This is a genomic window from Sphingobacterium sp. HMA12, from assembly GCF_002933815.1.
In the GTDB taxonomy this organism is placed as follows: domain Bacteria; phylum Bacteroidota; class Bacteroidia; order Sphingobacteriales; family Sphingobacteriaceae; genus Sphingobacterium.
The window spans coordinates 239639-260653 of sequence record NZ_BEYR01000002.1 but is presented as its reverse complement, the minus strand read 5'-3'; the positions used below and the strand labels follow the sequence as shown (position 1 = coordinate 260653).

The following is a 21015-nucleotide window of genomic DNA, read 5'->3' as shown; positions in this document are numbered from 1 at the left end:
GCCCTAATTCTGTACCTCAAATTCGGCCTGTACCCTTCTTAAATTAGCAAAAAAGATTTATTGCCATGTCGACTACAACACATCAATCGTATTCCATCAGACAGGTTGATCTCTCTGATCTCTCCCTACTAAAAAAGGCTCAGTCCGAAGTAACCAACAAAAACCTGCAGCACATGCCTTTTCTCTTGCTTGCCCAAAACGAGGAAATAGCAGCTGTTTCTTCTGCTACAGTCTCCGAAAACAACAACCTCACTGTCGAAATTTCGTATCGAACTGAAGTTTCCGAAGACTTATCAATGGTATTTAAGCGCAAAGCGCAGGTTTATTTCGAACAGCAGCTTTTAAATATGTTTGGCGACGAAGAATCGCTAAAAAGGGGAATCCGTCATTTTCATGATTGGGTAAATCCAAAGGGAAACAGTAAATTAGTATAAGTATGGAGCAGCAACAATTGTATAAGAAAATTGCAAACATCGTAGAGAACCAGATCAAAAATGGCTCTTTGACCTACGGTGATCGTCTTCCTTCTGTCCGTAGTGCGCAAAAATTGTATAATGTGAGCTTAAATACGGCAAAGAGCGCCTACATGGAGCTCGAGAGCAGATCTCTGATCGAGTCTCGCCCCAAATCGGGATTTTTTGTCAGCCTGGCCGGTCAACGCCGGATGTCTATACCGTCCATCTCAACATTTAAGATTGACGAAAAGAAGCAAGATCCCGCAGCATTGATTGATAAAGTTTTCCACTCATTGGAGGATAAGGAAATTACGCGATTCTCTTTGGGATTACCCAGCCCTTCTTTGCTCCCCATTCAGAAGCTCAACAAATGTATCCTGGAGACCGTACACGAGCTGCATGATTACGGTGATCATTACGGGCAGGTGCAGGGTAGTCCGACTTTACGTAAAGAGATTGCCAAATGGTCCCTCGTACTAGAAGGAAAAATAAGCGACGAAGACCTGATTATCACTTCGGGTGCCATGAATGCCATTTATAGCTGCCTCCGTGCGGTCACGAAACCCGGCGACACCATTGCCGTGGAAAGCCCCCTCTATTTTGGCTTTATCCAGGCGTTTCAGGTGTTGGGTTTAAAGACCATTGAGATACCGACCCACCCCATTACGGGCATTGAACTGGACGCCCTGAAAAAAGTGATCCATAAAATCGATGTCTGCTGTTTTGTTTCCAATTTCAGCAACCCCTTGGGCGCGTTGATGCCCGATGAACATAAAAAAGAACTTGTCAAACTCCTTGCTTTCCATCATATCCCCTTGATCGAAGATGACCTTTATGGAAATATTTATTTCGGTAACTCACGACCCAAACCCTGTAAATACTTTGATGAAGAAGGTTTGGTCATGTGGTGTGGATCTGTTACCAAGGTATTGGCCCCAAGTTTCCGGATCGGATGGGTCGAACCCGGACAGTACAAAGACAGGATTCTCAAACAACGACTGGTCCAGACCATCTCGCAGCCCGCTATCTATCAGGAAGCGGTGGCCAAATTTCTGCAGATCGGAAGGTATGACCATCACCTCAATACCTTTAGAAAGAAGCTGTATAACAATTATATCAACTTCAGAAACAGTATCGAGACCCATTTTCCTGACAATACAAAGATGTCGCAACCCGAAGGTGGCTTTGTGCTCTGGCTGGAAATGGATACAAAAATTGATTCAACGGTACTCTATGATTACGCGCTGAAACAGAAATTGAGCTTTGCCCCCGGCCGAATGTTTACCCAGCATGATCAGTTTAAAAACTGTATCCGGCTGAACTATGCTGTTGACTGGAATGAAAAAACAGCACATGACCTGATGCGGTTGGGCCGCTTTTTTAAAGCCCTTATCTAAGCTATTAATCCCAGTCTACCTCATCATCATCGCCCGGTAAAATAGGCGGCGGCAATTTATCGAATTTTTCGTCAGGAAATATGGTTTCCTTACCCTCACGGATCAGGAATGCATCGAAAACTTCACCGGTCATCAGGGTACTACTATTGGACATAAATTCGTCACACCCATCAGGGCTCCTCAGCCAGCACCTTACTGTGCCCAGACATAAAATAACGGCATCTTTACAGTCCTCCAATGTGAAAGTAATGCCACGGTCCACTTTGTGATCTTCTTTTCTTAGCTCCAAGGTTTTGCTAACATGGTAAAATATAGTATGGCGATCATCTAGTTGAATCACCACACAATATATTTTTATGTCTATTTTAGCTAGCCTTTCATGAATTAAATCAAATTTACGGAGACCTGCCAAAGGGAGCTGAACCCGAATTCGTTGCTGAGCCTCGTCAAAATGTGCAGCTGGGTGATTCATAAAGAAGTTGCTCCAGCTGACCCGTTTGGAGTACCGGAACCCCTTCAAGGGGAGTACTGATCCATATCCAAGCCGTAAGCTTCCGAGTCCGTGCTCACAGTCGTTGCGTACTGCCGCATAAAGCGCATTCTGCAACCTGATGTAGGTCGTACGTTCACAGGCTGCTCGTAGCATAGGTTTTAAAATCTGATACAAACGACTGGCCAGATTACTGTTGTACGTAAAATCACGCCCTGTCAACTTGCTGTTTTCACTTAGATCATAAGCATCCCCTTGCTTTCGTTCTTTTTTACCCTTGCCGGGAGATTTCTTCATACGATGAAGTTAAACTGGTATACTTTAAAACTACAATAATCGTATGAATTAAACAACAATTCCTTTTACAACACATAAATAAGATCAAGACAATTACAACAAAGTCCCTTCAACTCCCTTAAAGTCCCCTCAAGTCCGTTCAAATGCCATTAACATTCGGGTACGATCCGCACATGCTTCGCACCAACTTCGGGACTGCTTCGGGATTGCTTCGATATTTGGTCGGTTCTGCTTCGGTGATTCATCGGCAACAAGGCAAACAACAGTCGAAGAACAGTCAGACCAATCCCAACGCTGTCCCGAAGCAATAGCAACGGAAGCCCGAAGGATTGCCGAACAACATCCGAATAGCTGTCGAACAAGAGACAACAGATTAACGAAAACGCTTTACCCGTCCAATACCACCTCCTCTCGTAAATTGTGCAAGGCGAAAAGTACTTTACAGATACTTTAGCCGTACCTTATATATGCCTAAAGGCTGCTTTATTCAAGCAGCCTTTAGGCATATATTTTATCATACGAAATGTTGAGAGTAACGGATTCTAATTACTGAATTTTCTGAAAGAATTTTTTTGTCTTATAAAAGGCCAGTAGTCCGATAATACCGATCATCAACCAAAGAAAATCGACAATAAATAAATCGCGTTGTCCATTCACAAATGTTTTCCAAAGCCAATTATGGGTCACCAGACCATTGGCTATAGGGACAATAAATGCAAAGATACTTCCGACCAACAGCGTTTCACGGTTTGTCCTTCTTATACTTCGACGAATGATATAATAGAGGGAGAGAACCAACCATGCATAGAAATAGACCCGATAGATAAAATCCTGGTCCACTTTGGGACTGATCTTGATCGCGATAAATGTAATCGCCGTAACAGGGAGCATCGTCAGACATATCGCTGTAAAGATATTGGCCGCCCAAAAGTTGAATTTACGTTTTCTCGGAATGACATTGTTTTTATCACGGGCAACCAACCAGATCAGAATTCCGGAAATAATAACCAGACAACCCATTACGCCCAGAATAAAATAAACCATTTTGAGCGGGTATCCACCATAGTCACCATAATGCAAACGGTATATAATGCTTCGGACATAATCGGCATAGCTCGCTCCTGTTAATGGTGATTTCTCCTCTACAATTTTATTATCGGCCACCTTCACAGTCAAAATTCCAGATCCGGCAAAGCTGCTGTTAAAATGTGGTTCAAGTTCCATAATAACATGCATATTTGAATCCGCATAGTTTTTTACCACAATACGCAAAAACTCGCTTTCCGGCCATTTTGTCTTTGCCATATCCAAAAAAGGAGCGATCTTCATATCTCTGTTTAAGGGTTTATAGCTATAAGCATAACTCTCATTCGCTGAGACACCAATATCCTGATACATCTTCTGCTGGTCACCAGCATACAGTAATTTGCTGAAAGGGAGAGCCAAAACTGAATTAACAATCAGAAATGTACCCGTAACGGCAAAAATAAACTGAAAAGGGAACCCGATTACTCCAAGGGCGGTGTGCATATCTGTCCAGACCGTCTTCCACTTGCTGAATGGCCTAAAAACAAAAAAGTTCGATACTAATTTGTCCCAATGCAATAACAAACCTGTTATCAATGCAAATAAAAAGATAAAGGCTGTAATTCCTGCAACGAGATATCCAAATGGCGCTATTCCTACGCTAATGGGGACTTGATTGAGTTGGGCCAGAAAATGTAAGCGGAATAAAAACTCGCCCATATCATAGTTCTGCGCATATTCTCCTACTTTTTGATTGACAAAATTATAGGTAAAATTTTTCGAGTCATCATCTCCGCCTCTCCGTCTCCGGCCTTTCTTTTTTTCCGCTTTCTGTTTAGGCGTTATCTTGGATAGATTTTCCTTATTGAGTATTGTATCGTTTGACGCGGTATAGCCCACATAAGCGGACGTCCCCTCCCGATGCATATAGAAGTTGATATCACGTCCATGGAGGTTGGTTTCACCCTTTAGCGAATCCAGAAGTTTGTCAAAGCTTTGATGGTTTTCCTTATATGTCTTGTACGACACATTATTTTGCCAGGCTGCGATCTCATTTCTGAAAAATGCAAATGAACCTGCAAAAAATATCACATAGAGGAGTGCACAGATAATAATACCGCTGATGGTATGGGTATTAAAATAGATGTTATAATTTCTGTTGTTCATAATTGATTACATCTTTAACAAATAAGGCAACGAAAAAAACGCAGCCAAGAGTAAATAAATTCCCCATATTTTCCATCCGCTTTTGGAAAGAAAGGCAAGGAGCATCAATACAGCCCAAAGAAGGTAACCTGTGAATCCGGCAGTCATAACAACATCCTTTTTCTCAAACACAGCTGTCAGCAATACATGGAAAGAAAGCATAACAATATACCCGCCGATAAATCCGGCTGTTATTTTCAGAAACCGTTGAAAGGGTGAACTCAGGTATTTTTTATTTGCTGGCATAAAGAATCAATTATGATATCAAAAATTCGACACAAAGACTGACAGCATACAGTCCAAGGACATGGTAAGCTGTTAAATAACGATACGGATTCAATAAGACCACTAGGCTCATCATACACATGACATAGGCGAAAAAAGCAAAGAATCCGGCTCCAAATCCCTGTACATACAGGATTACTACGAATGGGAGAAGTAGCAACCCGATACTCAAGATACGCACAGACTGAGTCTGTGCGCAAAGCTTTTTCAGCCGCTCGGGTCTATGCTGAAACTTCACTTTTTTACTGCTGTTGTAAAAGAGGTAAGCTCCAATAAGTACGATTATTAAAAGTGTGCTATACATCGTATAAATGATTTATATAGAATCGCTTAATTAAAACTTGTAAGTTACGCCTAGACGGAAGTTGCGTCTTGCCTCAACGATATAAGTATAATAATCTACTATACCCTGCTTCTTCAATGCCTCACTCGTTTTAGTAATAGAGCCGGAAGTTAATAGCTTTCTGTTATCTAACAAGTTATTAACCATCAAGGAAATACTGTATTTTCCATTTTGAAAACTAATACCGCCATCGGTTCTTATATAATTCTTAAAGTTACTTTCCTTTGTTGTTCCAATAGCACGGTCGAACATCCCCTGAACGCTACCTGTTAATCCCAAGCCTCTCAATGGTCCCTGTTGCAAACGGTAAGTTAACCAGGCATTGGCTGTGTGTTTGGCTGTATTCGGTGTAATATTGCCTATATTTTCCTGTTTTCCATCTTTCGATACTTTGGAATCAGTCAATGCATAGTTTGCGTTTGCACTCAATCCTGGGAGCACTTCACCAGTGATATCAAACTCTATTCCTTTGCTTGTTGTTTCACCGAGAGCGATTTTAAAGTAATTATTAGTCCCCGCTATTGGATGATCAATATCATCTGTTAAAGCGTTTTGTCTTTTAATCCGATAAGCACTTAAAGTGGAGATCCACTTTCCGCCAGCCCATTCCTTTTTGATACCGGCTTCCAAATCATTTCCTCTAACAGGTTTAAACGCATTTCCTTCCCAATCAGTACCTGCCTGTGGAACAAAAGACTGATCAAATAATCCGTAAACACTCGTTGATTTGTCTATTGAATAACTCAATCCGACACGTGGTGTAAGCGCTTTATCCGTCCGATCTGCTGTAGCGGTTTTCCCAATGGTTTCGGCTATCGTGTAACGTAAGCCTAAAGACAAACGTAGTTTTTCTTCCAAAAATGCCATTTCATCATGTACATACAAAGAGGAATACGATACGGAGTTGACATAATTTTGACCTCCAGCTCTTACCTTAACACTTTTGGACCTGTCGGGATTAGGAATTGCCGCTGCTGCGATCCCATAAACAGGATTATATACATTCAATGGTTTTGTGACCAATGTATCTTGTGCCAATACCCCAAAATCACCCCAGAATTTTTTAGTACCAAAGTCAGCACCGGCCAATATACGATGACGCACGTTGCCGGTATATTCTTCTCCTGTAAACGAGAATTGTGCAAATTTATTTTCGCCAGCTTCATCAGCCATATTATAGGTTCGAGACATATCACCATTGGCACGCATCGCACTCACCCATGAACTGGTGGCGACCATATTAAAATTAAAATAGGCCAGCTGTCCATGGAAATTCCATTTGGAATTTAGTTTTCGATCAAAATATAGATATGCACTGTGATCTTTTATTTTGTTTGGCGCGAATGAAGGATCTCCAGCAAAGAAATCATTCGAAATACCCGGATCGGCAAATCCTTTTGGCGAAAATGCATAATTACCGTTCGACAGGTACGTCGAACCTTGATAGGTATATTCAAACGTCAGTGAAGTCAATGAATCCATCTTATACGTCAAGACAGGAGCAATCACAACACGATCACTATAATTATATTTTGTATAAAAATCTTTCTGTTGACCAGCGACATTAAGACGGTAAAGTAACTTACCATCTTTCCTTAATTTACCGTCCAAGTCAACCGCTGCGCGATAGGTACTAAAACTACCAGTATTGAGTGTCACAGAACCTTTCGTGTTTCCGGTTGGCTTTTTGGTAACGACATTATAAAATCCTCCTGGTTCACCGTTTGAAAGCATAAATCCGGCAGGTCCCTTCACAAATTCGATCCGTTCGATCATGCTTGCATCTTCGGCTGTAGGCCCCCATGAAGCTTCGATATTCATACCATTACGGAAAGCTGGAATCTTGGATCCACGCATGCGGATATTGGCATATTGATTGTCCCAATGTCCCTGACGTGTAGCACCACTGATATTACGGGTAATACCATCAACAATATCAAAGACCTGTTGGTCGGCCATCAGATCCGAAGAGATGACCTGAATATTTTGTGGCAGTTCCAAAATCGGTGTTTTGAGACGCAATGATCCGGATATACTGTCAAACTTATAATGTTCATAGTACTTTCCGTATACTGCAACTTCATCAATAGACTCGGATTGGCCTTTCATAATGATGGGCCCCAGGTGTGTTTCTTCCTCTTTTACGGTTACTTCCATGGAGTGTTTACCGTAGCCGAAAGCTTTGATTTCCATGCGGTAATTTTTGGCAGAAAGTCTATCGAAGATAAAGCGTCCTTCACTGTCGGTGCTCGTTGTGACACCTGTATTTGATAGTTTAATCGTTGCGCCCGAAATCGGTTCGGATTTTTCATTAACAAGGATCCCTTCAATCTTCAATTTGCTCTGGGCCTGTGCCACCGAAAAAATTGAACTGATCATTGGAATCGCCAGAAAGGTTAAAGTTTTATTCATTAGTGTTTCAATATGTAGATGATAGGTAATAAAGAATGGATTCATTTGAATTTGAGATTTAAAATGAATCCATTCAAGTTGTAGGTATTAAATATTTATTTTACTTCAAAAAAAGTTGTGCTTCCCTGCCAGGACGAAGCATAGGGCTTGCCTCCGTGATCACCGGCTTTTTCAACAAACGTACTTGCCTCAAGCACATAGGCTCCTGACCATAGCGCATCGAATGTCACTATGCCATTCGCATCGGCGACGAATTCCTTTCCCCAGCCTGTGGATGAAAAAACAGATACTTTGGCATTGGGAACGATTTTTCCTTCACTGGTAATCTTCGCCTGCAGACTGGCGCCTTTCTTTGCATTGGCTGAATTCAGTAGCTCAACCTGCAGTGGATTTTTTATCGCGCTATAATCCAGTTTGCCTGATTTACCGACGATGACGGGTACCAGTGATGAAAACTCATATTTAGTCTGTCCGCCTAGGTCTTTGGGCGCTTTTACGACCGATAAAAAGTATGTACCCTGTTCAGTCGGTTGGAATGAACCGCTAAAATGATCTCCTTTATTGGTCAGTTGTACCTGCACAGGTGCCTTTCCGGGCGCATGCAACAGCAAGGTAAAATCCTTCACATCCGAATACCATTTCTCTATATGATCTCTTTCATTGGTTACATATTCACCATAGTAAACCTTAACTTCATGGGATTGATTAACCGTACCATACGGTACTGATTCTATCCAAAGTGCGTGAGCATAACTGCTGTTGCAGTAAAACAATGCTGCAAGAAATGTAAAAAGCGAAACTAAAATTTTCATAATATGTTGATTGATGCGTATAGTTCTGCAACTTATCAGGAAGGTTTCTACTCGTCAAAAACGAGCTTTCAAACGAATAAAATCATTTAAATTCGCTATCTTGCAAGTCCTTCCATATCCTTTATCGGAGGTAACTGATGCAGCTTACTGCTTCAGTCAACTAGAGACAGTTGCCGCTGTCTGTAGATTTTGCCATGTGATAGATTGCCGTCTATTACATGGTATTTTTGCTTTTCATCAAGCCAATATATTACTTAAAACTATTTAGACTGATTAAAAACAGAGCAAATATAACAGGAATTCTTTGGATATCAAGGATATTTTACATTTTTCGTATCTCTTACTGGATTTCCCTTCTGACGTATCTCGAACCGGTAGGTTAAAGCAACCAATAGTCGCAGCGTTTATCATTCTGCCGTACAGGCAAATGGCAGCTATATTTATCCAGACGGGTATTGGATGAGGAGGGTTCGGGCTTTTGCCTAATGCTAGGCATTAAGGAAGTTAAGAAAGGGCAGCCACTACACTATTGATATGGGCAATATCGAATAATTCCGTTTCCTGATAACGTGTGGCCACATGCAGCTTGATATGCTCACAATGGGGCTCGAATGTCGCATGAACAAGATCGACCGTATTATTTTCACCCGAAAGGTGTGTTAAAATCAAATGCTTGAGACGATCTGTCCTATATTGGTTGAACAGCTCAACGGCAACGCGGTTGGAGAGGTGCCCCCATCCACTGCTGATCCTATTTTTCAAAAAATAGGAATATCGCCCAGTACGTAGCATATCCTCGTCATAGTTAGATTCCAACAAGAGGATATCCGAATGTTGAATCACCTGTTGTACATTTTCGCATGGCCGTCCGATATCCGTCAGCACACCAATATTATGGACACCATCCGAAACAAGGAAACTACAGGGTTCTTTTGCATCATGGTATTTGGGAATTCCATAAATCTTAAGTCCACCAATCTCTACTTCCTCATTTGGCGCAATGATATGAACCAGGTGGGAAGGTAAATGCAGGCGGGATCCATCGTAACTCCCTCTGGTGATATATACGGGTAAATTGTATTTTTTGGCGAAAACAGATAATCCGCGAATATGATCTGAATGTTCGTGCGTAATGAAAATTGCTTTGATCTGGGTAGGGATAATACCTAGATTATACATCCGGAGATGAATATGCTTACTGTTGATACCGGCATCGATCAAGATGGCCGAATCATCTTTGGCTATATAATAACAGTTTCCATTACTACCGGAGGCTATCGCACAGTATTTCATTCGCGTATACTAATTTATGAGCGTATTTTTGTTCAACAGCGTCAAAGATACGAAAAACAAAAACACTCGGTAAGACCTTAACATTCTGGCAAACTCAATGGAATATTGACAGCCAGACCTCCGTCTGCCGTTTCTTTATATTTGGCATTCATATCCAATGCCGTTTCCCACATGGTTTTAACAACGGTATCCAAGCTTACTTTGGCCTTATCCGGATTGGATTGCAGCGCCAGCTGAGCCGCAGTAATGGCCTTTATCGCGCCCATGGTATTGCGTTCGATGCAGGGGATCTGTACCAGTCCACCGATCGGATCACAGGTCAGTCCGAGGTGATGTTCCATCGCGATCTCCGCAGCCATCAGTACCTGACGTTGTGATCCACCCAATACCTCGGTTAAAGCACCGGCAGCCATGGCTGAGGATACGCCAATCTCTGCTTGGCAGCCGCCCATGGCCGCTGAAATTGTCGCATTCTTTTTAAAAATTGATCCGATCTCTGAAGCGGTTAGAATAAACTGAACGATTTTATTTTCCCGCATCCCATCATGGAAGGTAATAAAATACTGTAAAACGGCAGGTATAACTCCTGAAGCTCCATTGGTAGGCGCAGTAACTACACGGCCAAAAGAGGCATTCTCCTCATTGACTGCAAGGGCAAAACAGCTCACCCAATCCAGGATATACTGAAAATTCTGTCCGCCTTCACGAATTGCCGTCACCCATGATTCATAATCCTGATAACTCCGGCCCTGCATCAATTTTTTATTTAGTTTCGCCGCCCGGCGCTCCACGTTCAAGCCTCCCGGTAATGTGCCTCCGGTGTGACAGCCCCGATAGATACATTCATAGATCGTTTTATAAATATTCAGTACTCCAGCGACTGTTTCACTTTCCTCGCGCCAAGCGCATTCATTTTCTAGCACGAGTTCTGATATTTTCAGCCCTGTTTTCATGGTCCAGTGCAGCAGTTCCTGCGCAGTATCTACTGGAAAGGGAAGATCTACTTCGGATAGAACACTCTCGGTATCATTTTCCTGCACGACAAAACCGCCACCTATGGAATAATAGGTTTCGGTAATGGCCTTACCACTTGACAGAAAGGCCTGAAATGTAACGGCATTTGGATGGAAGGGCAAACTCTCGGTGTAAAGGAAAAGAAGATCCTCCTGATAAGAGAACGGAACGGTATGTTTACCGGCCACTTCCAATTGGCCAACGCTTTTGATATGGGCCACCTTTGGTGTCACACGGTCAACATCGAAGGTAACAGGATCGTCTCCACTTAAGCCAAGCAGAACAGCAATATCCGTACCGTGCCCGGCACCGGTTTTGGCCAAAGATCCATAAAGCAAAATCTTGATCTGCTCCACCTCATTCAATACACCTTTTGCCTGAAGGACTTGGGTAAATTGTTGGGCGGCACGCCAAGGCCCCAAAGTATGCGAACTGGATGGTCCGATACCAATCTTAAACATATCAAAAACGGATATTTGTTCTTTGCTCATAATCTTCATTGTTGCGGTTAGCTCGTTTTTCATAGCTTTTGTGAAAACCGCATCTAAATTAGCACAAATAACGGTACAATGTTACCTGTATTTGCATTATTATCATTTTGAAAACCAAGCTGACATTCTTTTAACAAGTATCCAACAAACATCTTACATTTTTTAGCGAAAAAGTAAGAAATCCTTCCCTATCTTTGTTGGCTACAATTTATAGAATGACGGGAAAAACATATTTATATTCTTTTTTTGCCTTTTTTATCTGTTTATTTTCGATCAGAACATATTCCCAACAGCTACCTAAACGGGAGTTTCGTGGTGTATGGGTAGCTACCATCGGTAATATAGACTGGCCTTCTGTCAAAGCGAGTAACAATGTAGCGTTGCAAAAGCAGGAATTTATCGATCTGCTGGACCAGCATCGAAGCGCTGGCTTAAATGCGATCATCCTGCAGGTACGGCCTGCTGCAGACGCCTTTTATGCAAAAAGCAGGGAGCCCTGGAGCCGATATTTAACCGGAAAACAAGGGCAGGCCCCGACCCCGTTCTATGATCCGTTACAATTTGCAATTGAGGAAGCACACAAAAGAGGAATGGAATTACATGCCTGGTTCAATCCTTATCGTGCTTCGACAACATTGAATCCTGCTCATTTCTCCGATGACCATATTACCAAACGTCATCCCGAATGGTTCTTTACGTATGCCGGGAAAAAGCTTTTCAATCCGGGGCTACCGGATGTCCGTAAATATATCATTGATGTCATCATGGATGTTGTTAAAAATTACGATGTCGATGGTATCCATTTTGACGACTATTTTTATCCTTATCCAGACAGCCGCAATACATCCGTACCGGATCAGCTGACTTTTGCCCAATATAATAATGGGATTGAAAATATTGAAGACTGGCGGCGCAATAATGTAAACATGCTTGTGCGGGACCTCGGCATCGCGATCAAAAGAATAAAACCCTATGTCAAATATGGTATCAGTCCATGTGGCGTATGGGACAATAAGGAAAACAATAGCATTGGTTCGGAAACCCGTGGTTTAAGTGCGTATCGGGAGCTTTATGCAGACGGTGTAAAATGGATGCAGGAAGGCTGGATCGACTACATCAATCCGCAGATCTACTTTCCTTTTAAAAATCGTGCTGCAGCATATGAAATATTGGTATCCTGGTGGCAGCGGCATACTTATGGCCGGCATTTTTATGTAGGACATGGCGCTTACAGGGTAACGGAAAATAAAATCGGATGGACTGACAAAAGCCAGATTCCCCGACAGGTACGTCACCTGCGTGAAGAACATGATGTCGAGGGAAGTATATATTTCAGTTCCAAATCTCTTACCGATAATCTGGTCGGATTGCAAGATTCCATGCGTAATGACCTCTATCGGACTCCTGCTCTACCGCCGACAATGCCCTGGCTGGATAGCATTCCGCCCAATGCCCCTTTTGGCTTGCTGGTAAAATCGTCCAGCAATGGGAAAATGAACACTCTTTTTTGGCAGAAACCGGATGCGGCAAGTGATGGTGAATCTGCGTATGGCTATGTTGTTTATCGCTTTGCGGTAGGTGAACGCATCAATATCAAGGATCCCGGAAAAATTATTTTTATCACCTATGATGCCGATAAACTTCAGTACACAGATGACGACATCAAACAGCATCAACAGTATAAGTATGTTGTCACAGCGATAGACCGCATGAAAAATGAAAGCCGTCCTTCGGATAGCAGGGAGGCAAACGAAGATACTTAGAACAGGTAGAGTGATAGATATTGAACAAAAGCGGAGTAAAAAAAGAACCCTCCCGAATTGAGCAGCTCTTGTTGGCTCAGCGATTCAGGAGGGTTCTTTTATTTTAGTGTGATTTTAAAGCGAATCTATTTGCCCTGTCCGTATTTGAATTTCTTGTTAATAGTAACGGGCAATTTTCCTTTCGGAGTATTCTGTCCCAATACCGTTTCAGCGGCAGCCTTCTGCATAAAGGCGTCATTTTGGTAAGCCAGTAAAATTGTCTTTGCTTTCTTCGAAGCTTCGACACCATCTAAGGCATATACATTTGTAAATAGCGTCAAAACAGATTTTTTCGCAAACTTCTTCATCAGGCCCTGCACATTTTCATTCAGCTGCATGGTTGGGCGGGGACGTAGTCGCGTATCGTGTACAGCGATAATGAATTGTTTGTTTTTCTTGATTTCTTTCATAAGACGTTTCATATCGTCTTTACTCAAGCTGTCCGGTACAAAATATTGTGTTTCGTTGGTCAAGGCAGCTGCAAGTTGATCTTGGAATGTTTGATTGGCAGAAATACCGATATTGATAATTGCTGTAGGCAGTTCTTTTTTGAAGGATTTTAATTTCTCCGTCGAGTTGAGCGCCGTAATGGCAGCCCTGGAAAGTTCGTCAATCAACTGTACTGCGGATGCGCGATGTAAATCGGCATACAGATTCTGCTGCGGGGTAGCCTGATATTTATCTAATCCCAACCATAGTTTGGCTGCCAATACCCTTTTCACGCGGGCGTCAATATCTGCCTGCGAGATGCGCCCTGCTTCGATTGCCTTTAGGATAAGGTCAATCGCCCGTTTGCTATTTTCTGAAACTTCAAGGAGGTCATGTCCGGCAATGATGGCCTGTACATCAGCCTCACCATTCGGGAAGAACTTTTTGACACCTTTCATATCCATGGCATCGGTAACGGTCAAGCCTTTAAAGCCAAGTTCGTTCCGAAGTAGGTCGGTGACGACTTTTCTAGAAATAGAAGATGGCATATTTGGTGTGTCATCCAGGATCGGGATATTCATATGTGCAACCATTACGGCCGGAGCACCCGCTTTAATAAGTTCTTTGAAGGGGTACATTTCCAACGTATCCAGTCTCTTTTTATCAAAAGGGAGCTGAGGAAGGTCATAGTGTGAATCTACATCGGTATCACCATGTCCCGGGAAGTGTTTGATAGAGGCCAATATACCGCCATCCACCATACCGTCCATATACGCTTTTGCTTTCTGGGTGACATTATATTTATTATCGCCAAAAGAACGGATCCCAATGACCGGATTTTTAGGATTGTTATTGATATCCACATCTGGAGCAAAATTAAAATGCATGCCGATGCGATGAAAATCCAGTGCGACTTCCCGTCCCATGCGGTAGATCAATTGATTGTCCTGCACAGCACCAAGTGTCATCTGGTAAGGGAAAGATAAGGTAGAATCCGGCATCCGCATACCTAGCCCCCATTCACCATCAAAAGTCATCATCAAGGGCACTTTAGAAAGCGATTGATAACGATTGAACATATCCACATGACGTACGGGACCACCCTGAAAAACAACAAGGCCGCCCAAATGTTCGTCCTGAATAACCTGTGCGACGGAATCGATGTATTTCTGACCAAGATTGGTATGTGCCCGCACGAGGAACAACTGCGCGACCTTCTCCTTTGGCGTCAGGGTATTAAATACGGCATCCACCCAATCGTGCTGGGAATTGATGTATTTCACAAAATCTTTCTTCTCCTGTGCTTTCGCAATGGATAGCGCACCGGCCAATGCCAATAGGCCCAGACTGAATTTTTTGAACATAAATTAGTTTGTATAATGTCTTAAATAGAATACTAATAACGCTATTATTTTGGATAATATAAAATTGTTTTTGCAACAATTTTATATAAACATGCATAAAGATGCATTTTAAATGCCACAGAGGAAAATATAATGATCCATCAATTGAGCAGTGTTGTCGGATCTACCTGTTGTCTATCGTTTATTTTGTCGAGAACCGGTTTCGGGATGAATCGAAATACTCATTACTAAATACTAGGTACTATATCAAATTATACTTTTTCTCAAGAAAAAGCGTCAATTCCATCACATGCTCCAATTCACCTATCGCCTCCTTCTTCCACAAGGTATCTATTATCAACAGGAGAAATTGCGTTTCCAGTTCGGGATTTTCGTATCCTAGTTCCTCAAAGGCCCGATGGATAATGGGCTGTACCGGTTTCATGAACTGCTCATGTTGTTGCTTTGAAAAGGGATGGTGCGACAGACGTTCCTGCAATTTCCAGAATATGGGCTCGGCGCTGACCAACTTATTGGGAAGGTTGATCATTGTACGTAAGAAGTCTTTCGGTTCCCGGTAGGTCATCATCCCACGGTGATGGGTAAGGACTTTGCGGTATCCGGATTTTATTAAATAGACCAAAAGTGCATCTTTGTTACCAAAATGTTTGAATATCAAAGCCTCAGAAACCCCAGCGTTCTGCGCTATTGTTTTGGTAGAGGTATTGGTATAGCCTTGGTCTGAGAAAAGCAACAATGCTTCTCTCATAATACGCTCTTTTCTACTCAAAACACTTTCTTTCATATACTATGCCGTTCAGTTGATTTTAATTCTATTGCAAATATATCTAATCTTTCCGTTCAGTTCGGATTATTGTAACTAAAATGATAGTAATTTGTATCAAATAGTCGCATAAATTTGACAAATAAAAATTTACGGCCAATAACAGCGCATTAAACGACGCAGACATCCTCAACCAATGAAAATCACGACCTGGACCATTGTTATCCTTTCGCTTAGTTTAATCCTATCAATGACGAATGTGCTTGCCCAGCAGTATATATCCGGCAAACTGACGGACAACAACAATTCCAAACCGATTTCAGGTGCCAGCGTCACCATCATCGCACTAAAGGATTCTAGCAAACTACAGACACCTACGGATATGTTGGGCAAGTTTATCAGCAAGGCTCTTCCCAATGGGGATTATCTCGTATCAGTACAGCCGATGGGTTATACCGCAGACATCCGAAAAATAAAATTAATGGGCAAGACCGTAGACATCAATTTTAAGCTCAACAGTTCGGAGATTGTGCTAGACGAAATCAGCATTTCGCCAACGAGCATACAGGTGCGGGGCGATACATTGGAGTTTGATGCCAAAAAATATGTCACCCCTGATTTTGCGGATGCTGACGAACTGGTAAAACAGATACCGGGTGTAGAAATTGATGAAGACGGTAATGTCAAGGCGCAGGGAGAAGCCGTGAGCAAAATTATTATTGACGGCCGTGAATTTTTCAGCACTGACCCAAAAGTTGCGCTCAAAAACTTACCGGCCGATGTCATTGCCAAAGTTCAGCTCATTGATGACAAGACTGAGCAGGCGAAATTCAGCGGATTTGACGACGGCAAACGGATGAAAGTGATCAATATTGTGACCAAACCGGATAAAAGGAAATCCTACTTTGGCAAAATCAGCGGCGGAGCCGGTCCGAACAATAAATATGCAGTGAATATGCAAGTCACCAAAATGAATCCAAAGCGTCAATATTCCATAGATATCAACACCAATAACTTCAACCAACCCAATGGCTTTGCGCCGCGTGGCAACGCGCGCGGGCGTACCGGACAGGGGGTTACAACACGGTTCAATGCTGGATTTAACTATCTCGACCGCTTTTTGGCAGACCGGATGGATTTCAACGCTAACTACACCTACAACTATACAGACAATAATACGGTCAGTCAAAACAAAACAGAATATACTGCAGGCAACAGAGCCAACCAAATCAACAATCAGCAGCAATCCGGCAGTACTTACACAAACAATCATGCCCTTTCCCTACGCGCAAACTGGAAAATAGATTCTATCCAAAGGCTGGATATACAGCCTAATTTCTCCTACCAGAGCAACGATAGGCTTGGTGGTTCCATCGGCAATACCCTATTAAACTTACAGGACACGCTCAATAGATCAAACCGCAACAATAAAAGTTTCGGTGAGAATTTTAACTGGGGCGGTGACCTGACCTATATGCGCAGACTGAACAAACCGGGCCGTACGGTCAGCATCAATTTCAATGGTTCTTTCAGCACAAACAAAAGCCATGCTGCCAATTATGCTCTTAACTCCTATTATCGGGATGGCCTGCCCCAACGTGTTGACACCGTAGACAACCGGAATTATTCAAATGGTGACAACAACGGTTTTCGCTCGAAGATTGCCTATACCGAGATGTTGAGCAAATACACCCGTTTGCAGGGAAACTATACTTTCAGGAATACAGCACGGTATTCTGACCGAAAAACCTATGAGTTTCTTGCGGAAACCGAACAATTAGGGGAGTTAAAAAACCGCCTATCAAATGAATTCCGTAATGACTTTGTGTACCACAGCGCCGGGATTTCTTATTTATTCAATAAAAAAGATAGCATACGGTTTCAAATTGGGCTGGATTATCAGACAGCAAATCAAGTGAACGACAAACTATTTCCGAACATATTGAAAACAAAGAGCCGTTTTAACAGTCTGTTACCCAACATAAATTTCCAGTACAATTTCAATAAAGAAACCCGCATAGAGATCCGCTATAATGCCAAAACCAATACACCGGCTATTGAACAGCTGCAAGATTTTATTGATAATCAAAATCCTTTGCGTATCAGTTCGGGTAACCCCAACCTGAAACAGGAATATGACCATAACTTGGTCATGCAGTTTAGGTCTGTCAACAAAGCTTCGGGCAGAAGCTTTACATCAGATTTTACGGCAGATTTTATTCAGAATAAGATTTCAACGACCATCTTTACGACAGATTCCGCATTTGCCATCGCCGAGGATATCATACTCGGACCGGGAGGCCAGTATATCAAACCGGAAAACTTTGATGGCGTCTATAACTTAAAGTGGCACAATAGTTTTGGCTATCGTATTGAGCCGGTAAAACTAAATATCAACCTCAACAACAACCTCTATTTCAATCAGAATTACACCTTGTTGAACCTGGAAAAAGTAAATGCCAAAACGTACGGTATAAATCAACGCATCGGGGTGAATACGGCTTTCAGTAAAGATGTCATTATTGGACTGGACTACAACGGAAATTTATCTTATTCAAAAAACTCGGCAACGGAGAAATCCAATTATTCTGTTTATAAACACACCATCGGCAATTCCATCGCATTGACATTGTTGAAAAGCTGGACGTTAAATTCGACTTTCAATTACCTATACAACGGTAGCATCCTCAACGCACCGAGCACCACAAGTTTGTTGTGGAATGTTTCTGTTGGCAAGAAATTATTCAGAAGGAGAAATGCCGAGATCAATCTGACTGTTTTTGATATATTCAACGATAATAAAAACATCAACCAACAGGTCAATGACCTTTGGGTACGTGTATCACAGTCCAATGCCATTACCCGCTATGCTATCTTAAGCTTTACGTATCATATAAGGGGTATGGGCGGAAAAGCAAACCGTCAGCGAAAAGATTAAAAACTCCACGTGGAACACTATTTTTAATCTACTGTCAGCATATATCCTACGCCACGGACGTTGGTAATTTTGATCCTTGGATCTTGGCTTAAATACTTTCGAATACGGCTAATAAACACATCCAGGCTACGCCCAGTGAAATACTTATCATGGCTCCAATAAGCCCGCATAATCTCTTCTCTGGCGATCACCTTATCTTTCTGTTCGTACAGTTTGCGGAGGAGTTCACTTTCACGAAAAGATAGTTTGAGCGCTTCCCCCTGATAGATCAGCTGATGTTTCAAGCTGTCCAGTGTGTAATCCCCGATCATGAGTTTTTGTCCAAACAGCATCTTCGGACTATTCTTTAACAAAGATTCTATCCGGACGACCAACTCCTCAATTTTAAAGGGTTTTTTGACATAGTCATCGCCACCGAGGCGAAATCCGCGAACGACATCTTCGGTCTGTACTTTAGCCGTCAGGAAGATAATGGGAAGCAATGTATCCATCTCCCGGATTTTTGTGGCCAAAGTGAATCCGTCCATGACAGGCATCATCACATCGACCACCATAATATCTGGTCTAGCGCTATTGAAAGAAGCTAAAGCTTCATCACCATTAATGCAATGTACGACCCGAAAGCCATTCGCTTCCAAACTGTCCGCCACAATCATGGCCAGGCTCGGCTCATCTTCTACGTATAAAATATCAATCATAATGTTGTCGTTCAATAATTTTTTTGCTATGCTATCGTCCTATCGAAGATAGCATAGTTTACGCTAATATGGTAATCGGATCGTAAAAGTGCTTCCCTTCCCTAATTCACTTTCAACAGTGATCTTACCTTCGTGGCGCTTCACGACCTGCTTGACGTAAGCAAGTCCCAAGCCAAAGCCTTTCACGTCATGTAAATTACCGGAGGGCACCCTGAAAAACATATCAAAAATCTGCTGATGGTATTCGGGAGCTATGCCCTTACCATTATCTTTAATACGGATCTGAACATGTTCCTTGCCACCTTTGATCTCCACCTTGACTTTTACATGTTGTCCAGCATATTTAATGGCATTTTCCAATAAATTATTGATGACATTTTTTAAGTGAGATTCATCCCCCTGAATCTGGATTGACTCCGGATCTGCAAGCAGTTCTACTTCAACAGCTTTGGTTTTATTGAGCTGTGCCACTTCAACAACACTCTCCACCATCGAGACAAGATCAAACTCAGACCGCTGCAAAACAATTCCCCTTGATGCATCTATGTCCATCTGCAATACTTTTTCAATCATACCGGAAAGATGCTCAAGCTCCCTTTTTGAAATATCCAGATAGCGGTCCATCTTCTCTTTATCCTCACGCACACCATAGAGCTGTATCGCTTCAACCGCTGCCATCACCGTCGATACTGGGGTTTTCAGTTCGTGAGTCATATTGTCCACAAAGTTTTTTCGTAGTTCGGCCATTTTATTCTGGTTGAGAATCGTTTTCATCAGGTAAAAAAAGGTACCCAACAAAAGTCCGATCAGCAGCAAAGAAATCAGCAATTGCCAGCTCAAGCTATAAAGCAGGTATTTCCAATCTTCCTGAAATTTGACCACGAGAAATTCATTTTTTAAGGGATTGACCATCATTGGGCGCGTCCATGCCAAGTTTTTTTCCCGGTATTGCCGGCGTACATCCTTTACCTGTTCGCGTGGGATGGTTACGACGCTCAACTCGTAGGATACGGAGATGTTCTTGTTGCTTAGTGATTCCCTGAACTTGTTGTCGATCAGATCCAGATTGGTTTTGCTCATGTCAAAATCACGGAACAAAAAAGGGGGAATAATGGCATTCTGGTTATCGCGGTCTTTGGCATATAGCTTTCCCTTTCGGTCCGGATCGTCACGAAAGGAATGTTCTTTTCTGGGCTGAAGGCTGCGCACTCTTTGCAGTGCCTGCTCAAGTCGAGCTTGGGGCAGCAGGGGTAGAAATTCTCTTTTGACATCATCGAGCAGGCGATTTCTTTCGCTCTCAGGCCCATCGAGCCGTTGATCACCATTTTCTGCCTGATACACCTCCTGTACAGCATTAAAGAGTGAGCGCTCGGCGGTGGACAGGAACAGATCCCGACGATTGGTATAACTTCCATACAGCCAGATACCCAAAACAATAGTAATTCCTGTACCTATAATGACGATCAAACTGATCAGTAATTTAAATCTCCTACCCATAAC

The 21015-nt window shown here is 42.4% G+C and carries 17 protein-coding genes; 5 read left to right on the top strand and 12 right to left on the bottom strand.

Translation table 11 applies throughout. The features are described from left to right. Window positions 1–65: 65 nt before the first annotated feature. Together HMAT_RS14810 and HMAT_RS14805 are read left to right on the top strand one after the other, a co-directional pair. A complete protein-coding gene (locus tag HMAT_RS14810) occupies window positions 66–434 on the top strand; it encodes a hypothetical protein (RefSeq protein ID WP_104383637.1) in 369 nt (122 codons plus the stop codon). Window positions 435–436: 2 nt separating this feature from the next. Continuing rightward, window positions 437–1852 carry a PLP-dependent aminotransferase family protein gene (locus HMAT_RS14805; RefSeq protein ID WP_104383636.1) on the top strand — a complete coding sequence of 472 codons (1416 nt, stop codon included), beginning with the start codon at window positions 437–439 and terminating at the stop codon, window positions 1850–1852. 4 nt (window positions 1853–1856) lie between these two features. Here the strand turns inward: HMAT_RS14805 and HMAT_RS14800 are convergent, their stop codons facing one another. After that, window positions 1857–2639, bottom strand: a complete 783-nt coding sequence (locus tag HMAT_RS14800; RefSeq protein ID WP_104383635.1) for a hypothetical protein — start codon at window positions 2637–2639, stop codon at window positions 1857–1859. 143 nt (window positions 2640–2782) lie between these two features. Between HMAT_RS14800 and HMAT_RS27075 the strand changes: the two genes are divergently transcribed. Further along, window positions 2783–2950 (top strand): hypothetical protein, encoded by a 168-nt coding sequence (locus HMAT_RS27075; RefSeq protein WP_158655892.1) that lies wholly within the window; start codon window positions 2783–2785, stop codon window positions 2948–2950. A 235-nt stretch (window positions 2951–3185) separates the two neighbouring features. Here the strand turns inward: HMAT_RS27075 and HMAT_RS14795 are convergent, their stop codons facing one another. From HMAT_RS14795 to HMAT_RS14760, 7 genes are all read right to left on the bottom strand, one after another. Then, the gene (locus tag HMAT_RS14795) at window positions 3186–4832 is read right to left on the bottom strand and encodes a PepSY domain-containing protein (RefSeq protein WP_104383634.1); all 1647 of its coding nucleotides are present in this window, start codon (window positions 4830–4832) and stop codon (window positions 3186–3188) included. Window positions 4833–4838: 6 nt separating this feature from the next. Next, entirely contained in the window at window positions 4839–5117 is a 279-nt protein-coding gene (locus tag HMAT_RS14790) for a hypothetical protein (protein WP_104383633.1), read from the bottom strand. 10 nt (window positions 5118–5127) lie between these two features. Continuing rightward, complete coding sequence (locus HMAT_RS14785; RefSeq protein WP_104383632.1) at window positions 5128–5460, bottom strand: hypothetical protein; 333 nt, start codon at window positions 5458–5460, stop codon at window positions 5128–5130. A gap of 30 nt (window positions 5461–5490) precedes the next feature. After that, the gene (locus HMAT_RS14780) at window positions 5491–7911 is read right to left on the bottom strand and encodes a TonB-dependent siderophore receptor (RefSeq protein WP_104384012.1); all 2421 of its coding nucleotides are present in this window, start codon (window positions 7909–7911) and stop codon (window positions 5491–5493) included. Between the two features lie 95 nt (window positions 7912–8006). Then, window positions 8007–8723, bottom strand: coding sequence for a DUF4198 domain-containing protein (locus HMAT_RS14775; RefSeq protein WP_104383631.1), 717 nt, complete (start codon window positions 8721–8723; stop codon window positions 8007–8009). A 504-nt stretch (window positions 8724–9227) separates the two neighbouring features. Beyond that, entirely contained in the window at window positions 9228–10016 is a 789-nt protein-coding gene (locus HMAT_RS14765; protein WP_104383629.1) for an MBL fold metallo-hydrolase, read from the bottom strand. A 77-nt stretch (window positions 10017–10093) separates the two neighbouring features. Beyond that, entirely contained in the window at window positions 10094–11521 is a 1428-nt protein-coding gene (locus HMAT_RS14760; RefSeq protein WP_104384011.1) for an L-serine ammonia-lyase, read from the bottom strand. Window positions 11522–11736: 215 nt separating this feature from the next. Between HMAT_RS14760 and HMAT_RS14755 the strand changes: the two genes are divergently transcribed. Continuing rightward, window positions 11737–13284, top strand: coding sequence for a glycoside hydrolase family 10 protein (locus HMAT_RS14755; RefSeq protein WP_104383628.1), 1548 nt, complete (start codon window positions 11737–11739; stop codon window positions 13282–13284). A gap of 125 nt (window positions 13285–13409) precedes the next feature. Here the strand turns inward: HMAT_RS14755 and HMAT_RS14750 are convergent, their stop codons facing one another. Continuing rightward, entirely contained in the window at window positions 13410–15116 is a 1707-nt protein-coding gene (locus tag HMAT_RS14750; protein WP_104383627.1) for a glycoside hydrolase family 3 N-terminal domain-containing protein, read from the bottom strand. A 241-nt stretch (window positions 15117–15357) separates the two neighbouring features. Continuing rightward, window positions 15358–15900: a TetR/AcrR family transcriptional regulator gene (locus HMAT_RS14745; protein ID WP_104383626.1), complete on the bottom strand. Its 543-nt coding sequence runs from the start codon at window positions 15898–15900 to the stop codon at window positions 15358–15360. A 175-nt stretch (window positions 15901–16075) separates the two neighbouring features. On the opposite strand from HMAT_RS14745, the gene HMAT_RS14740 reads away from it, so the two are divergent. Then, window positions 16076–18817: an outer membrane beta-barrel protein gene (locus HMAT_RS14740; RefSeq protein ID WP_104383625.1), complete on the top strand. Its 2742-nt coding sequence runs from the start codon at window positions 16076–16078 to the stop codon at window positions 18815–18817. Between the two features lie 23 nt (window positions 18818–18840). On the opposite strand, the gene HMAT_RS14735 is transcribed toward HMAT_RS14740, so the two are convergent. Continuing rightward, window positions 18841–19515, bottom strand: a complete 675-nt coding sequence (locus HMAT_RS14735) for a response regulator transcription factor (protein WP_104383624.1) — start codon at window positions 19513–19515, stop codon at window positions 18841–18843. A 63-nt stretch (window positions 19516–19578) separates the two neighbouring features. Continuing rightward, window positions 19579–21012, bottom strand: coding sequence for a cell wall metabolism sensor histidine kinase WalK (locus HMAT_RS14730; protein WP_104383623.1), 1434 nt, complete (start codon window positions 21010–21012; stop codon window positions 19579–19581). Between the last annotated feature and the right edge of the window lie 3 nt (window positions 21013–21015).

Coding starts and splice junctions, on each gene's coding strand:
- HMAT_RS14750 (WP_104383627.1), bottom strand. CDS start 15,116: ATGTTCAAAAAATTCAGTCTGGGCCTATTGGCATTGGCCGGTGCGCTA.
- HMAT_RS14760 (WP_104384011.1), bottom strand. CDS start 11,521: ATGAGCAAAGAACAAATATCCGTTTTTGATATGTTTAAGATTGGTATC.
- HMAT_RS14800 (WP_104383635.1), bottom strand. CDS start 2,639: ATGAAGAAATCTCCCGGCAAGGGTAAAAAAGAACGAAAGCAAGGGGAT.
- HMAT_RS14795 (WP_104383634.1), bottom strand. CDS start 4,832: ATGAACAACAGAAATTATAACATCTATTTTAATACCCATACCATCAGC.
- HMAT_RS14745 (WP_104383626.1), bottom strand. CDS start 15,900: ATGAAAGAAAGTGTTTTGAGTAGAAAAGAGCGTATTATGAGAGAAGCA.
- HMAT_RS14765 (WP_104383629.1), bottom strand. CDS start 10,016: ATGAAATACTGTGCGATAGCCTCCGGTAGTAATGGAAACTGTTATTAT.
- HMAT_RS14775 (WP_104383631.1), bottom strand. CDS start 8,723: ATGAAAATTTTAGTTTCGCTTTTTACATTTCTTGCAGCATTGTTTTAC.
- HMAT_RS14805 (WP_104383636.1), top strand. CDS start 437: ATGGAGCAGCAACAATTGTATAAGAAAATTGCAAACATCGTAGAGAAC.
- HMAT_RS14755 (WP_104383628.1), top strand. CDS start 11,737: ATGACGGGAAAAACATATTTATATTCTTTTTTTGCCTTTTTTATCTGT.
- HMAT_RS14740 (WP_104383625.1), top strand. CDS start 16,076: ATGAAAATCACGACCTGGACCATTGTTATCCTTTCGCTTAGTTTAATC.
- HMAT_RS14790 (WP_104383633.1), bottom strand. CDS start 5,117: ATGCCAGCAAATAAAAAATACCTGAGTTCACCCTTTCAACGGTTTCTG.
- HMAT_RS14730 (WP_104383623.1), bottom strand. CDS start 21,012: ATGGGTAGGAGATTTAAATTACTGATCAGTTTGATCGTCATTATAGGT.
- HMAT_RS14785 (WP_104383632.1), bottom strand. CDS start 5,460: ATGTATAGCACACTTTTAATAATCGTACTTATTGGAGCTTACCTCTTT.
- HMAT_RS14810 (WP_104383637.1), top strand. CDS start 66: ATGTCGACTACAACACATCAATCGTATTCCATCAGACAGGTTGATCTC.
- HMAT_RS14735 (WP_104383624.1), bottom strand. CDS start 19,515: ATGATTGATATTTTATACGTAGAAGATGAGCCGAGCCTGGCCATGATT.
- HMAT_RS14780 (WP_104384012.1), bottom strand. CDS start 7,911: ATGAATAAAACTTTAACCTTTCTGGCGATTCCAATGATCAGTTCAATT.
- HMAT_RS27075 (WP_158655892.1), top strand. CDS start 2,783: ATGCCATTAACATTCGGGTACGATCCGCACATGCTTCGCACCAACTTC.